Origin of the sequence: Aeromonas sp. QDB18, from assembly GCF_027705325.1 — a bacterium.
In the GTDB taxonomy this organism is placed as follows: domain Bacteria; phylum Pseudomonadota; class Gammaproteobacteria; order Enterobacterales; family Aeromonadaceae; genus Aeromonas; species Aeromonas caviae.
Genome location: NZ_JAPDBQ010000017.1, coordinates 1 through 15,208 on the forward strand (window position 1 = coordinate 1; position 15,208 = coordinate 15,208).

Sequence of the window (15,208 nt, forward strand, 5' to 3'; positions counted from 1 at the left end):
AGACCAGCAGATCATTTTGGAGGTATTGGGTGAGCGCTATCGGCAAATTTATTCCTAAATCAGGTGCGGAATGTCGGTTATATTAAAATCAGATCGCTCATTTTTTGAATAAACTTCACCCACCTTTGAATTTATCCTCGCTTATCATCCCGTTTGCTCCCACATAAATAATCACCTGCTCCTTTATCGCTGAATAATCCATCTCTTGTCCCAGATCATGGCGGCCTGCCCGGGCCAGATGGCGAGCCTCATTGCCAAGTTGTGTGCACTATCTCTTTTATATGGATATGCATTTTGCACGCATCCTGATGGCGCCTTTTTCAACGACCGGAGTGCAACCGGGATCCAAAGTTTTTTCATTAGTTGAATTTTTTCAGTCACCTTGCGCCGATTTCGGGTTCGCCTTAACTCAAAAAGTGATGATTGTCACATTCGTTCCCGTCACCAAGGAGATAACCATGAAGATCCCGTCGCTGTTTCTGTTCGTCGCCCTGGTCCTGCCCATGACACCGGCCTTGGTGCATGCCCAGGGAGCCCCCGCCATGCCGCTGGTGGTCTGTCACGTTGACCAGGCACCCCAGATGCTGGTCCCCGCCTACCTATGCCAATGGCACGATGGCAGCCAGCATCCCTGACCCTCTCGCCCAAGGGGAGGCGATCTCCTCTTGGGTCATCTCAGCTTTCCCTCCTTTACCTCCTTTATCTCCTGAATGGGATCCGGACCACGCCACCTGCATCATGCCCGTTGCCCTCCTCCACCCTCATCTGCGATCGACACTGACCGGCCTCCCCGGATTCTGAACCGCAGTTAAACGCCTTGTGAGATATTCGCCATCGACTGCGTAAGTAAAGTGCCAACAAAATTCTCGCCATAGTCGGAAGATGCGCGTGAAAAAACAGCATGATAGATCATTAAAACCATGATTTTAAAAAAGATAACTTCATTATCCTTTCGCGGGAAACCAGTTTGAATAAAACGTTTTTCAGCATGTCATTGTCGCCCTGCGCGAAATCCTTATAGTTACTCCTGCACGGACGCAATGAAGTCAGTCAGGAAGACTGGCTGCCAGGGTTGGGCAAATGGACTCACCACAGGATGTGGTAAAGGACACCTCCCAGGACGGAGAAAGTGCGACGGGAACGGATGACTCGTCAGGCCATGATGGCTAAAGGACACCCCAAAGGATTGGGAAGGGGAAACCTAAAGGAAGAGGTATAGTCAGGGATTGCAGGGAGCAACTTCGTTCAAGGATATGAGCGATAAGACTATCGGGGGCGACGCAAGTCGCCCCCATCTTTTTTGGGCCTTTTTCACGTCTGCCCGCTGATGGGTCACCCCGGCCACTATATTGCTGGCCAGGGTACCCGGGACTCGCCCAGCCGGCGCTATTCCAGCCGGAAGTGCCCCACTATCTCCCGCAGCCTGTCATAGGTGCGCTGCATGGCGTTCGAGCTGTCCACGGTGCGCTCGCCATTCCCCTTGAGCTGGGTGATCACCTCGGCGATGGCACTCATGTTGCGATTGATCTCCTCGGCAACGGCACTCTGCTCCTCCGCGGCCGTGGCGATATGGCTGATGAGATCGTTGATCTCCACCACTTCTCCTGCCATCAGATCCAGTGACGCATTCACCTTGCTGGTGTTTTCCGCCGCATCCTGGCAACTCTGCCGGGTGTTGCCCATGGCGGCCACCACGGTCTGGGTGCCCCGTTGCAGCCGGGTCAGCATGGTCTGGATCTCGGCAGTGCTCTTCTGGGTGCGTCCCGCCAGAGAGCGCACTTCGTCCGCCACCACCGCAAACCCCCGCCCCTGTTCACCAGCCCGGGCCGCCTCGATGGCGGCGTTGAGGGCCAGCAGGTTGGTCTGCTCTGCGATGCCACCGATGACCCCGAGAATCGAGCCTATCTGCTGCACATCCTGCTGCATGGCTTCGATGGAGTGTGCCGTGGCCTCCACCTCCGTCACCAGCGCAGTGACGCTGGCCATGGCCTGATCCACCACCTGACGCGACTGGTTGGCCAGTTGCTGGCTCTGGCCGGTCAGCTGGGCAGTATTGGCCGCGCTCTCCGATACCGAGACGGCAGTACGGCTCATCTCGTTGATGGCGGTGACCACCTGTTCGGTCTCCCGCACATGCTCCGCCAGCAGGCCCTGGGCTGACCCCGTCTGCCTCGCCAATGCCGATATCCCTTCATTGAGCTGGCCGCTCGCTTGTCTCACCTCCCCCATCATGCCCTGCAACTGCTCGATGAAACGGTTGATGCCCGCCGAGATCTGGCCGAGATCATCCTTGCTGGTCACCGTGAGCCGGCGGGTCAGATCCCCATTGCCCTGGGAGAGCTCCTGCACCAGGTCGCGCAAGGAGAGGATGGGTCTATAGGCCAGGTTGAGGGCCACCATGGAGAGGGCCAGTACCAGCGCCGCCACTCCGAGCAGGGCCAGGGTGATCTTGCCGTTGAGCGCCTGGGTCATGGCCCGGATATAGTCGAGATCCACATAACCGGTCAGGGTCCACTCGCTGCCGCGAATATCCAGCTTGTTGGGGCGGCTCTCGCTCTCTCCCTGGGGCTTGCTGCTGTAGAGCACCTGTCCCTGACTGTCGGTGAGGGAGAAGTAACGCCCTTCCCCGCTTACCTTGGTCAGCAGCGTCTTGAACTCGCTCATGTCGAGGTAGTAGAGGTAGGCGGAGTCGGCACCGCGCGGCACCAGGATGGAGATGACGGGTTTGCCGTCCAGCTGCTCCAGCGGGCTGACGGTGATCTGGTTGTTGGCGGCGGGGATCAGCTTGCGCAGGGCGTCAACCCTGGCCTTGTCGTCGATGACCCCGTTCGCGTCGAATGCCATGTCGCCAATGAGCTTGACGATGTTGTGAAAGCCGGTCTCCTGCAGCGCCTTCTTGACGCTGGTCACCCCGAGGTTGAGGTTGGCGGCCAGCAGCACCTTCTGGTTGATGTCACCCGCCAGTTTCTCCCTGACCAGGGTGATCTGCTCGTTGATGTTCTGGGTGGCCTGGGTGCGGATGTAGCCGCTGATGAAATGGTTGACGCTGAACCAGGCGGTACCGATGGTGACCAGAATGGCGAGCAGCAACAGCACGTTGATTTTGACTTTGAATGCCATGGTATGGGTCCCTCCAAAGAGAAAGGGCCGGGATGACCCGGCCCTCCCTGCCAATGCTTACTTCTTCTTGGCGTACTTCATGGAGTCCAGGGCTACCGCCAGGATGATGATGCCGCCCTTGATGATGAACTGCCAGTAAGGGCTGACACCGATGTAGGTCAAACCATAGTTGATCAGCGTGAAGATAAGTACGCCGGTGATCACACCCGCGACAGTTCCCACACCGCCGGCAAACGAAACGCCCCCCACCACGCAGGCCGCGATGGCATCCAGCTCGTACATGAAGCCGAGGTTGTTGGTGGCACTGCCGATTCGCCCCGCTTCCAGCATGCCGCCGAAGGCGTAGAAGACACCGGCCAGGGCATAGATGACCACCAGGTTGACGGCGACGTTGACGCCGGACACCTTGGCCGCTTCCGGGTTGCCACCGATGGCGAAGATGTTCTTGCCAAAGCGGGTCTTGTTCCACAGCACCCAGACGAAGACGCTGGCGATGGCCGCATAGAAGGTCAGGTACGAGAGTTTGAACCCGCCAATCCGGATGAAGCCCTGCGCAAAGTTGGAGAAGCGAGGATCAAACCCGGCTACCGGAGAAGCCCCTACGGAGTCGAAATAGAGGGAGTTGATGCCGTAGACGATGATCATGGTGCCCAGCGTGGTAATGAAGGGCGTCACGTTCAGGTAGGCGACGATCAGGCCGTTGACCAGACCAATCAGGGCCCCCACCACGCACACCAGCAGGATCACCGCCGGAATGGGCACCTCCCCCAGGGTGGGGAAGACCTTGTTGACGTTGGTCAGGGCCTGCAGCATGGTGGCCGCGATCAGCGCTGCCAGGCCGACCTGGCGACCGGCCGACAGGTCAGTACCCTGGGTGATGATGATGCCCGCCACCCCGAGGGCAATGATGACCCGTACCGAGGACTGGGTCAGGATGTTGCTGAGGTTGGTGAGGCTGAGGAAGGAGGGCTCCTTGATCACGATGATCATGAGCAACACCAGCAACACCACATAGATGCCGTTCTCTTTGAGCGCCTGCATCAGATTGAAATTTTTAGCCGACTCCATAATGTCTTCCTGTCTTTATAGGTACAGAGATGCCAGGCGCAGGATCTCGCTCTGGTCAGTTTCTTTGGTGTTGACGATCCCCGCGACCCGACCATTGCTCATGACCATGATGCGGTCCGTGATGCCGAGCAGTTCCGGCATTTCGGAGGAGATGATGACGATGCCCTTGTCCTTCTTCGCCAGCTCCAGGATGAGCTGGTAGATCTCGAACTTGGCGCCGACGTCGATACCCCGGGTCGGTTCATCCAGCATCAGGATCTCGGGCTGGGTCAGCAGCCAGCGACCGATGATCACCTTCTGCTGGTTGCCACCAGAGAGGGAGCCGATCTGGGTCTGCTGGGTCGGTGTCTTGACCCGCATGGAGTCGATGACCCACTGGGTATCGCTCTTCATCTTGTTGTCGCTGAGCAGCCCCATGGATCCCTTGTAGTTGTCCATGTTGGCGATCAGGGAGTTGAAGGCGATGTCGAGGCGTGAATAGATCCCGGTGGAGCGGCGCTCCTCGGTCACCAGGGCGAAGCCGTTCTGGATCGCCTCGTGGGCGTTGTGGTTCGCCACCTCTTTGCCGTGCAGCTTGATGGTCCCTTCGCTGCGATCGCGGATGCCGAACAGGGTCTCCACGATGTCGGTGCGCTTGGCCCCCACCAGACCGGCGATGCCGAGGATCTCCCCCTTGTGCAGGTTGAAGGTCACGTCCTTGATGGAAGGCTGGTTCTTGGCCGTCAGGTGCTCGACCTCGAGGATCACCTCTTTGGGCTGGTTGGTTTTTTCCGGGAAGCGCTGGGTGAGCTCGCGGCCGACCATCATGCCGATGATCTGATCCATGGTCATGCCCTTGAGGGGCTGGGTCGCCACCCACTGGCCATCCCGCAATATGGTGATCTCGTCACAGAGCTGGAAGATCTCTTCCATCTTGTGGGAGATGTAGACGATGCCGCACCCCTTCTCCTTGAGCTTGTTGATGATCTTGAAGAGGTGGTTAACCTCTTTCTCGGTCAGGGAGGAGGTGGGTTCGTCCATGATGACGATCTTGGCGTCATAGGAGAATGCCTTGGCAATCTCGATCATCTGCATCTGGGAAACCGACAGGGTGCCGACCTTGACCCTGGGGTCGATGTCGATGTCCAGCTCCTCGAAGATATGCTTGGTGTCCTGATACATCTTGCCGTGGTCGACAAACAGTCCCTTGGTGGGATAGCGGCCGAGCCACATGTTGTCCATCACGGTGCGTTGCAGTACCAGGTTCAGCTCCTGGTGCACCATGGAAACGCCATTCTCCAGCGCCTCTTTGGACGAGGTGAAGTTGATCTCCTGTCCCTTGAAGAAGATCTTGCCCTGATCCTTCTCGTAGATGCCGAACAGGCACTTGAGCAGCGTGGACTTCCCTGCGCCATTCTCGCCCATCAACGCATGCACAGAATGAGGACGGACCCGTAAATTGACATTATCGAGTGCCTTGACGCCAGGAAAGCTCTTACTGACGTCAATCATCTCCAACAGCCATTCTGATTGTTGCCGTGTTGTCATATCAGCCATCACATCTGGTTGAAAAGAGGGCAAGGGGATCTCCCTTGCCCTGAGGGGAGGAATTACTCGAATTGGGACAGGTTGTCTTTGTCTACGCCCACGTAGGCAACGCGGACGACCTTGTTGTCGATCTTCCAGTTGGTGCCTTCACCGGCCGGCTTGCCTTCGGCCAGGTTCTTGGTCAGCTCGAAGGTGGCCTTGGCCTGGTTGGCCGCATCGTTCAGCACGGTACCAGCCATGGCACCGCTCTTGACCATGGCCAGGGCTTCCGGCAGGGCGTCAACACCGAACACCGGGATGGCGGTCTTGCCCTGGGCCTTCAGGGATTCCACGGCGCCCATCGCCATGCCGTCGTTGTTCGCGATGACCACTTCGATCTTGTTGGCGTTCGGACCGGAGATCCAGGCGTCCATCTTGTCCTTGGCCATGGCGGTATCCCACATACCGGTATCCATGTGCAGCTGCTCGGTCTTGATGCCGCCATCGTTCAGGGTCTTGACGACGTAGGTGGTGCGTGCTTCCGCATCCGGGTGGCCAGGCTCACCCTTGAGCAGCACGAACTGGATGACGCCATCCTTGTTCAGATCCCACTCGGGGTGCGCTTTCCAGTGCTTGGCGATCAGCTGGCCCTGGATGATGCCGGACTCCTTGGAGTCGGTGCCCACGTAGTAGGCCTTGTCATAGCTGGCCAGGTCGGCCGCGCTCGGTTCCTTGTTGTAGAAGACCACGGGGATCTCGTCCGCACGGGCTTTCTCAATCACGACAGGGGCCGCCGCCGGGTCAACCAGGTTGATGGCCAGGGCCTTCACGCCCTTGGCCAGCAGTACATCGATCTGGTCGTTCTGCTTGGACTGGTCGTTCTGGGAGTCGTTCATCAGCAGTTCCACACCCGGGGTGGCCGCCGCTTCTTTCTCGATGGCCTTGCGCACCACGGCCATGAAGTTGTCGTCGTACTTGTAGACGGTGACCCCGATACGGGTATCGGCCTGGGCTTGGGCTCCCGCCATCAGTCCCATCAGCAAGGTGGCAACTGTCGTGAGTTTTTTCATTGTTATGCTCCGATCTCTATCTGTTTTTTGTAGGGAATGCTGTACACCGTTTGAGCTGGCGCCAGCCTAATGTAATCAGTTTGTTGTGAGGCGGTCTGTGATCCTGGCAACAAAATGAAAACGTTTACACTCTGTTACATAGCCGTAATATTGTTAAAAATTAAATAGTTACGTGAGAAACTGCCTTTGGGTCTCGCCATCTCGCGACGGCGGGTCCGGCTAGCTCAGACGGCAGTGCCACTGATAACGCCCCGGCAACAGCCAGAACTCGGGCCGCACGCTCTGGCTCCAGGAGTCGTCGCCTCCTACCCCCATGTGGAAGCCATCGAGGCACAGGTGCGTGCCCCCCAGGGCCACCAGATCGGTCTGGTGACGGGCTTCGGTCAGCTGCTGCTGACTGTAGCGGCTGACGCTGAAGTGGAAGCGCCCCTCCACCGCCAGATCCCCCAGTTGCAGTGCGCGGGTATCGCAGCGCAGCCCGTTGTCGGTGGGGAAGACATAAGGGGTGTGCAACGCCTCGATGGGCAATTGCCAGCGACCGAGATCGGCGGCGAGCCGGCGATCCGGGTAATTCTCGTGGGGGCCAAGCCCCAGCCAGCTCACCGGGGCACCTTCGGCCGGTTCATCGGCCAGCCAGAGCCGGGCACCGATGCGCGGCAGGGAGGGCATGTCGGCGGCCACCTCCACCTCGATGGCGAGGTGCATGGCGCCCTCCCCGTCCACCCTGTGATGCCAGCGGGTCAGGATCTTCGGTTCGTCACCCACGAAGTAGCCGTGGTGCGCCGTGATGAGACCCAGCTCCGGACTCGCCTCCAGGCCGAGACAGCGGTGCTGCAGATCATTGAGTCCGGCCTCCTGCCAGCGGGCAATCCAGGCGTTGGGATCGGCGTGATCCGCCTCGCTGGTGCCGATATCGTTGTCGAGCGGCGCCCGATAGAAGTGATCGGCGATGGCGTCGCGCAGCCGTTCGCGGCCCTGTTTCTGCCAGCTGACGATGCGACCACTGGCCTTGTCGAGCTGCCACAGGGAATCTGCGGCGCCAAGCACCCAGTGATCGCGCTGCTCGGTCAGGCTGACCGCCGGGCAGGCCGACGGCAGCGCCAGGGGCGCGGGCAACAGGCATTGCTGGCGAGCCACCTCGTGACCCGCTCCGGCCCAGGCCGTGGCGGTGGGCTGCACGATGGCGAGATCCAGCCAGGCGAGCGCCCCCGGCGCAAAGGCCGGCAATTGCTCCAGCAGGGTCAGCGTCATGCTCCCCCGGGGGACCAGCTCGAGCGGGCATTCACCCTGGCTCACCACCACGCAGTCTTCACACAGACGCCACTGCAGAGTCTCGTTATCCGTCTCGCGGAACAGGTATTCGCTGCGGATCTCCACCGTCAGCGGCTGGCGACCCTGCAGGGTAAGAACAAAGGGCTGCTGGGCACGCCGGGCTTCAAACAGGGAGGGATGGGGGGTGCGATCGGGGAACAGCAGGCCGTTGCAGCAGAACTGGCGATCGTTGGGAGTGTCGCCGAAATCGCCACCATAGGCCCAGAAATGGCGGCCATCGTCGGTCTGCTTGTCCAGCCCCTGATCGACCCAATCCCAGACAAACCCACCCTGCAGCCGCGGATGATCGCGAAATGCCTGCCAGTAATGGGCATAGCCCCCCAGGCTGTTGCCCATGGCGTGGGCGTATTCGCACAGGATCAGCGGCCGGGTCTCTTCCGGCAGGCCGATCCACTTGGCCAGTGCCCACTTGGGCACCGCCGGGAAGGGTTGATCCTGATGGGTACGGGCATACATGGGGCAGATGATGTCGGTGGCCGGGGTGTCGGCCCCGCCCCCTTCGTACTGCACCGGGCGGCTGGGATCCGCCCCCTTCACCCAGCGATACATGGCGTCGTGGGCCGGACCATAACCGGATTCGTTCCCCAGAGACCAGATGATGATGCAGGGGTGGTTGAAGTCCCTGGCCACCATGCGGGTGACCCGCTCCAGGAAGGCGTTGCTCCAGGCGGGATCCCGCGCCAGCCGCCCCATGGGGGTCATGCCGTGGGTCTCCAGGTTCGCCTCGTCCACCACATAGAGGCCGAGCCGGTCGCACAGGCGATAGAGCTCGGGGTGATTGGGATAGTGGGAGCAGCGCACCGCGTTGAAGTTGTGCCGCTTCATCAGCAGCAGATCCTGCTCCATGTCGGCCGGGGTCACCACGTGACCCGTGGCGGGATGGTGTTCATGGCGATTGGCGCCACGAATGAGCAGTGGTTGGCCGTTGACCCGCAGCAGGCCGCCACGGATCTCCACCGCCCGAAAGCCCACGTCATGGGCCTCGCTCTCGAGAGCGCTTCCCTGCTCGTCCAGCAGGGTCAGGGTCAGGCGATAGAGGTGCGGGGTCTCGGCGCTCCACTTGTGTGGCGCCGTTACCGTCAGGCACAGCTCGGCGCGATCGTCATACATCCCTTTCTCGTCGATGGCCTGGGTGCCAATCTGCTGGCGCAGGGTCGCAACCCGCTCGTCGCCATCATAGAGGTTGGCCTCCACCGACAGACCGGCTCCGTTGGCCGCCTGCAATTCAACCTTGAGGCGGGCATCCCGGTAGCAGGCGTCGAGCTCGGGCGTCACCCGGATATCCATCAGATGACGGGCCGGTTTGTGCAGCAGGCTGACGGAGCGGAAGATGCCGCTCATGCGCCACATGTCCTGATCTTCCAGATAGGAGCCGTCAGACCAGCGCAGCACCAGTACGGCGAGGCGGTTGGCCCCGGCCTGAAGGAAGGGGGTCAGATCGAATTCCGCCGGCAGCCGGCTGTCCTGGGAGTAGCCGACCCAGCGGCCGTTGCAGAAGAGGTGAAACGCGCTGTCCACTCCATCGAAGATGATCCGGGTCTGCCCCTCGGCCAGCCAGTTCGCAGCAACGGTGAACTCGCGGGAGTAGCAACCGGTGGGATTCTCGGCAGGCACCCGGGGCGGGTCGCAGGGAAAGGGGTACTTGATGTTGGTGTAGATGGGCACATCCGTGACGGGCCGCGCCCCCGGATAGGCCGCAGCCAGTTGCCAGTTGCCCGGCACCTTGATGGGGCAGGCATCTGGCAGATCCTCTACCAGCCACTGCTCCGGCACCCGCTCCGGGGCCTCGAACCAGGAGAACTGCCACTCGCCGTCCAGCAGCAGGCGGGAAGGTGACAACCCCCCCATCCTGGCTTCCCCTTCACTGCGCCAACTGGACAAGGGGGTATGGGCTGGCAACCGGTTCACGGCGGTGATCCCCTGGGTCTGCCAATCCTGACGGGCCACTATCTCCCTGAGCATGCTTCACTTCTCCCTGCATTCACGCTGAAAACCACTGCAGTGTAGGAGAGTTTTGCCCGGTGATCGGCGATCCCGCTCACACAGATGTAAACGATTACACTCGTTTTGTTAAGTAAAGCGGAGTAAAAATCGGATAAATCCGGGTAAATGACCCCAAGGGGGGAAAAGCGGACCTTCGGAAGGGCAAAAGATGCCCGGGAGTGTGAAACCGGGAGGCAATGGCCGAACCAGCGGAGCAAGCCATGGCAAAGACCCGACATCGTGCCCCCTCGCCCCAACCCAGTTCCGGGCACGCAGCCCGGCCTCTCGAAGGAGCGCGCAGAGGCCACGAGAGCCCCTGCCCGGCGCAGAGAAAAGCCATGGCGGGCGTCTGGCAGGTTCCGGCAGGAAGTGAGGCTCGGCAGGCCGGGGGAGAGGGGCTCGTGACAGACGAGCGGGAAGAGCTGCCGAGTTCGGCAGGCAGGGAGCGTGAGGGGACGGTTGTCACTCCTCAGACAGTCCTTTATGGTCTGCGCTATCCATGCTTTCAGCTAGCCATGCTCTGAGCTATCTATCGTCTGAGCTATGGGGCGCTTTATGGGCTGCAGTCCGGGTTCGCCAGGCGCAGCGCTTGCGCCGACGGGGGCACAAGCGCTGCGATCAGGACCTGACGGGAGCGACCGAATGGCGGTTGATCAGGGTGGGGGTATAGATGCGGCTCTGCACCGATTCGCTCTCCCCTGCGGCGAGTTGCAGCGCCAGCTTGGCCGCCTGGGCCGCCATCAGCTCGATGGGATAGCGCATGGTGGAGAGCTTGGGCCTCAGGTATCTGGCGTAGATGATGTCATCGAAGCCCACCACAGACACCTCTTCCGGCACCTTGAGGCCGTTGTCCGCCAGCACAGAGATGGCCCCTGCCGCCATGGCGTCGTTGTAGGCCACCACCGCCGTGATGGGCAACCCCTTGGCCAGCAGGTTGAGCATGGCGCGCTCGCCCCCCTCTTCATTGGGCATGCCGCTCTCCACCAGCTCGGGATCGGCGAAGACCTCCGCCTCCGCCAGGGCATCCTGATAGCCCTGGTGGCGCAACAGCGCATCCTCGATGGCGTGATCCGAGCTCAGGAAGGCGATATGGCGGTGGCCGAGATCCAGCAGATGACGGGTGGCGGTCGCCGCACCCTGGCGGTTGTTGAGGGCGATGCAGCGCCCCCTCAGACTCGGAATGTCGCGGTTGATCAGCACCATGCCGGGGGCGCGCAGGGCGTAGTCGACCAGCTCCTCGTCGCCGAGCGCCTTGCTGTGCACCACCAGTGCCTCGCAGCGTTTACCGATGAGCAGCTCGATGGCCTCCCGCTCCTGCTGGGCGCGGTGAAAACCATTACCCATCAACAGGTGCAAGCCCTGCTCCACCGCCACCGCCGCGACCCCTTTGACCAGGGCGCCGAAGAAAGGATCCGCCACGTCCCCCACCACCACTCCCATGGTGTCACAGGTCTGGCTGACCAGGGCCCGCGCGTTGGCGTTGGGGGTATAGCCCAGCTCGGCCATGGCCTTCAGCACCACCTCGCGGGAGGCGGCACTGGCCTTGGGTGAGTTGTTCATCACCCGTGAAACCGTTGCCACTGACACATTGGCCAAACGGGCGACATCCTTGATGGTGCTCATGCTGTTTTCACTTATTTCACGCTGCAACTGGCCGCATTATACCGTTCAATGTCACTGATAACAGGGGGAAAAATCAGAACTTGCCACATTGGTCGATGAAAACAAGTGTAATCGTTTACACATATTTGTTAAGCAGCTCACAGTTTGCCCGTCAGCCCCTCGGCTAGACTCCTGCTCAGGCTTTCCTGATGCGAGGAGTTGAGGGTGGAACAACGGATGAAAGTACTGGTCACCGGCGGTTGCGGCTACATCGGCAGCCACACCTGTCTGGCCTTGCAGGCCGCAGGCATGGAGCCCGTGGTGGTAGACAACCTCTGCAACAGCAAGGCGAGCGTCCTGACCCGTGTCGCCGCCATCAGCGGGCACGAGCCCCGCTTCTACGAGGGGGACATCCGTGACCCGGCCCTGCTGGATCGCATCTTCAGCGAGCAGCACATCGACGCCGTGATCCACTTCGCCGCCCTCAAGGCGGTCGGCGAGTCGACCCGCATCCCGCTGGACTACTACGAGAACAACCTGAGCGGCACCCTGGTATTGCTACAGGCGATGAAACGGGCCGGGGTACGCAATCTGGTGTTCAGCTCGTCGGCCACCGTCTACGGCGATCCCGCCAGCACCCCGATCCGGGAGGATTTCCCCCGCAGCGCCACCAACCCCTACGGCCGATCCAAGCTGATCATCGAGGAGATCCTCGAGGATCTGCAGCGGGCCGAGCCCCATTGGAGCATGACCCTGCTGCGCTATTTCAACCCCGTCGGCGCCCACGAGTCCGGCACTCTGGGGGAGGATCCCCAGGGCATCCCCAACAATCTGATGCCGTTTTTGACCCAGGTCGCCATCGGCCGGCGCGACTGCCTCTCGGTCTTTGGTAACGATTACCCAACCATCGACGGCACCGGGGTGCGCGACTACATCCATGTGATGGATCTCGCCGAAGGGCACGTCAAGGCTCTGGAACACTGCGCCGGACGGGGCGGTGTCCACGCCTACAACCTGGGCACGGGCCAGGGCCAGAGCGTGCTGCAGATGGTCGCGGCGTTCGAGGCCGCCTGCGGTCGGCCCCTTCCCTACCGGATCGAGCCACGGCGCCCCGGCGACATCGCCGAGTGCTGGGCCGATCCCGCCAAGGCCGCTCGGGAACTGGACTGGCACGCCAGCCGGGATCTCGCCGCCATGTGCGCCGACAGCTGGCGCTGGCAGTCCGCCAACCCCAATGGTTACGAGGCGTAGGCCCTGGCCTGCGCCTTCGGATGTATTCAACTCACACACTGGAGTGATGATGTTCAACCCCGTTGATCACCCCCACCGCCGCTTCAACCCGCTCACCGGCCAGTACGTGCTGGTCTCCCCTCACAGGGCCAAGCGCCCCTGGCAAGGCCAGGTCGAGAAGGTGAGCCAGGCGCCGAGCCAGGCCCATGATCCCGACTGCTTCCTCTGTGCGGGCAACACCCGGGTGACCGGCGATATCAACCCCGACTATCAGGGCACCTTCGTCTTTACCAACGACTTCGCCGCCCTGATGCAGGACACCCCGGCCGCTGACGCGGCGCCGGATCCCCTGCTGAAGCTGGAAGCCGCCCGGGGCACCAGCCGGGTCATCTGCTTCTCGCCGGATCACGGCAAGACCCTGCCCGAGCTGCCCCTGCCCGCCATCGAAGGGGTGATCACCACCTGGATGGACCAGGTGGCCGAGCTCTCTGACCAGTGGGAATGGGTGCAAGTATTTGAAAACAAGGGCGCCGTCATGGGCTGCTCCAATCCGCACCCTCACGGCCAGCTCTGGGGCAGCGACTTCCTGCCCAACGAGATTGCCCGGGAAGAGGCGCACCAGCGCGCCTGGCTGGCCGAACACGGCCGCCCCCTGCTGCTGGACTATGTGGAACGGGAGCTGGCGGATCGCTCCCGCATCGTGGTGGAGACGGCCCACTGGCTGGCGGTGGTGCCCTTCTGGGCGGCCTGGCCGTTCGAGACCCTGCTGCTGCCCAAGGCCCATGTTCCCTCCATGCTGGATCTCACCCGGGAACAGCAACAGGATCTGGCCATCGCGCTCAAGGAGCTCACCAGCCGCTACGACAACCTGTTCCAGTGCAGCTTCCCCTACTCCATGGGCTGGCACTTCGCCCCGCCCCGTTCCGACTGCCCCGAGGCGTGGCAACTGCACGCCCACTTCTATCCGCCCCTGCTGCGCTCCGCCACGGTGCGCAAATTCATGGTGGGCTTCGAGATGCTGGCCGAAACCCAGCGCGATCTCACCCCGGAACAGGCGGCGGAACGGCTGCTCGCCCTCAGTCCCATCCACTACAACGACCAGAACCAGGCCAACGAGGAGGCCCTATGACCCCGAGCCAGCGCGTCAGCGCCGTGTTTGCCGAGCAGTTTGAGCAACAACCCGACCTGCTGGTACGGGCTCCAGGCCGCGTCAACCTCATCGGCGAGCACACCGACTACAACGACGGCTTCGTGCTGCCCTGCGCCATCGACTACGAGACCTGCGTCGCCATCGGCCTGCGCGGCGACAACCTGGTCGAAGTGATCGCCGCCGACTACGACAACCAGCGCGACCGGTTCAGTCTCGATCACCCCATCGAGCACCACCCCAGCCAGCGCTGGAGCGACTACATCCGCGGCGTGGTGAAACACCTGCAGGCACGAGGCCACGCCCTGCGCGGCCTCAATCTGGTGGTCTCCGGCAACGTGCCCCAGGGGACGGGTCTCTCCTCCTCCGCTTCCCTGGAGGTAGCCATCGGCCAGGCCTTCAAGGAGGCCCAGGGGCTGGCCATCAGCCAGGCGGAAATTGCCCTCAACGGCCAGCAGGCGGAGAACCAGTTCGTCGGCTGCAACTGCGGCATCATGGATCAGATGATCTCCGCGAGCGGCAAGCAGGATCACGCCCTGCTGCTCGATTGCCGTTCCCTGGAGACCCGGCTCATCCCCATGCCGACCGATCTGGCGGTGCTCATCGTCAACTCCAACGTGCGCCGCGGCCTGGTGGACAGCGAATACAACACCCGTCGCCAGCAGTGCGAAACCGCCGCCCGTCACTACGGGGTCAAGGCCCTGCGCGACCTGGATCTGGCGACCCTGGAAGCGGGCAAGGCCGGTCTGGACGAGGCCTGCTATCGCCGTGCCCGCCACGTTGTCGGCGAGAACGCCCGCACTCTGGCGGCGGCCGATGCGCTGGCACAGGGCGATCTGGTGCGCCTCGGCGAGCTGATGGGCCAGTCCCACGCCGCCATGCGCGATGACTTCGAGATCACCGTGCCTCCCATCGACGGCCTGGTGGAGATCATCAAGGCCCGGATCGGCAGCGAAGGCGGTGTGCGCATGACCGGCGGCGGTTTTGGCGGCTGCGTGGTCGCCCTGCTGCGCCCCGAGAAGGTGGCCGAGGTGATCGCCGTGGTGGAGGCGGAATACCCGGCCCGTTTCGGCCTCAAGGCGGACTGCTACGTCTGCCGTGCCAGCGCAGGGGCCGGCAGACTGTAACGCACGCCTGACAACGGGTGACG

General features: G+C 61.9%; 10 protein-coding genes. 4 read left to right on the plus strand and 6 right to left on the minus strand.

Features of this window, described 5'->3' with window-relative positions; genetic code table 11:
- The first annotated feature begins 458 nt into the window (after positions 1-458).
- A complete protein-coding gene (locus OKC30_RS04755) occupies positions 459-635 on the plus strand; it encodes a hypothetical protein (RefSeq protein WP_164882869.1) in 177 nt (58 codons plus the stop codon).
- A 751-nt stretch (positions 636-1,386) separates the two neighbouring features.
- Here OKC30_RS04755 and OKC30_RS04760 read toward each other — a convergent pair.
- From OKC30_RS04760 to OKC30_RS04785, 6 genes are all read right to left on the minus strand, one after another.
- Positions 1,387-3,120: a methyl-accepting chemotaxis protein gene (locus OKC30_RS04760; protein ID WP_039039635.1), complete on the minus strand. Its 1,734-nt coding sequence runs from the start codon at positions 3,118-3,120 to the stop codon at positions 1,387-1,389.
- A gap of 57 nt (positions 3,121-3,177) precedes the next feature.
- The gene (mglC, locus tag OKC30_RS04765; protein WP_010676014.1) at positions 3,178-4,188 is read right to left on the minus strand and encodes a galactose/methyl galactoside ABC transporter permease MglC; all 1,011 of its coding nucleotides are present in this window, start codon (positions 4,186-4,188) and stop codon (positions 3,178-3,180) included.
- Between the two features lie 15 nt (positions 4,189-4,203).
- Positions 4,204-5,724, minus strand: coding sequence for a galactose/methyl galactoside ABC transporter ATP-binding protein MglA (gene mglA / locus OKC30_RS04770; protein WP_010676015.1), 1,521 nt, complete (start codon positions 5,722-5,724; stop codon positions 4,204-4,206).
- Positions 5,725-5,777: 53 nt separating this feature from the next.
- The gene (gene mglB / locus OKC30_RS04775; protein WP_010676016.1) at positions 5,778-6,764 is read right to left on the minus strand and encodes a galactose/glucose ABC transporter substrate-binding protein MglB; all 987 of its coding nucleotides are present in this window, start codon (positions 6,762-6,764) and stop codon (positions 5,778-5,780) included.
- 219 nt (positions 6,765-6,983) lie between these two features.
- A complete protein-coding gene (locus tag OKC30_RS04780; protein WP_160837342.1) occupies positions 6,984-10,058 on the minus strand; it encodes a beta-galactosidase in 3,075 nt (1,024 codons plus the stop codon).
- Between the two features lie 639 nt (positions 10,059-10,697).
- Positions 10,698-11,702 carry a substrate-binding domain-containing protein gene (locus tag OKC30_RS04785; RefSeq protein ID WP_010676018.1) on the minus strand — a complete coding sequence of 335 codons (1,005 nt, stop codon included), beginning with the start codon at positions 11,700-11,702 and terminating at the stop codon, positions 10,698-10,700.
- Between the two features lie 216 nt (positions 11,703-11,918).
- Here OKC30_RS04785 and galE point away from each other — a divergent pair, with 216 nt between their 5' ends.
- Genes galE through galK form a run of 3 tightly spaced genes read left to right on the plus strand, consistent with a single transcriptional unit; the run spans position 11,919 to position 15,185 of the window.
- Positions 11,919-12,932 carry a UDP-glucose 4-epimerase GalE gene (gene galE / locus OKC30_RS04790; RefSeq protein WP_048209550.1) on the plus strand — a complete coding sequence of 338 codons (1,014 nt, stop codon included), beginning with the start codon at positions 11,919-11,921 and terminating at the stop codon, positions 12,930-12,932.
- A gap of 49 nt (positions 12,933-12,981) precedes the next feature.
- Positions 12,982-14,040 carry a UDP-glucose--hexose-1-phosphate uridylyltransferase gene (locus tag OKC30_RS04795; protein ID WP_160837343.1) on the plus strand — a complete coding sequence of 353 codons (1,059 nt, stop codon included), beginning with the start codon at positions 12,982-12,984 and terminating at the stop codon, positions 14,038-14,040.
- Positions 14,037-15,185: a galactokinase gene (gene galK / locus OKC30_RS04800; RefSeq protein ID WP_128273415.1), complete on the plus strand. Its 1,149-nt coding sequence runs from the start codon at positions 14,037-14,039 to the stop codon at positions 15,183-15,185. Before OKC30_RS04795 ends, galK begins: the two co-directional genes overlap by 4 nt.
- Positions 15,186-15,208 lie beyond the last annotated feature (23 nt).

What these genes read in the sequence shown, in the direction of transcription:
- OKC30_RS04755 (WP_164882869.1), top strand. Translation starts at nt 459, where the DNA reads ATGAAGATCCCGTCGCTGTTTCTGTTCGTCGCCCTGGTCCTGCCCATG.
- OKC30_RS04760 (WP_039039635.1), bottom strand. Translation starts at nt 3,120, where the DNA reads ATGGCATTCAAAGTCAAAATCAACGTGCTGTTGCTGCTCGCCATTCTG.
- mglC (WP_010676014.1), bottom strand. Translation starts at nt 4,188, where the DNA reads ATGGAGTCGGCTAAAAATTTCAATCTGATGCAGGCGCTCAAAGAGAAC.
- mglA (WP_010676015.1), bottom strand. Translation starts at nt 5,724, where the DNA reads ATGGCTGATATGACAACACGGCAACAATCAGAATGGCTGTTGGAGATG.
- mglB (WP_010676016.1), bottom strand. Translation starts at nt 6,764, where the DNA reads ATGAAAAAACTCACGACAGTTGCCACCTTGCTGATGGGACTGATGGCG.
- OKC30_RS04780 (WP_160837342.1), bottom strand. Translation starts at nt 10,058, where the DNA reads ATGCTCAGGGAGATAGTGGCCCGTCAGGATTGGCAGACCCAGGGGATC.
- OKC30_RS04785 (WP_010676018.1), bottom strand. Translation starts at nt 11,702, where the DNA reads ATGAGCACCATCAAGGATGTCGCCCGTTTGGCCAATGTGTCAGTGGCA.
- galE (WP_048209550.1), top strand. Translation starts at nt 11,919, where the DNA reads ATGAAAGTACTGGTCACCGGCGGTTGCGGCTACATCGGCAGCCACACC.
- OKC30_RS04795 (WP_160837343.1), top strand. Translation starts at nt 12,982, where the DNA reads ATGTTCAACCCCGTTGATCACCCCCACCGCCGCTTCAACCCGCTCACC.
- galK (WP_128273415.1), top strand. Translation starts at nt 14,037, where the DNA reads ATGACCCCGAGCCAGCGCGTCAGCGCCGTGTTTGCCGAGCAGTTTGAG.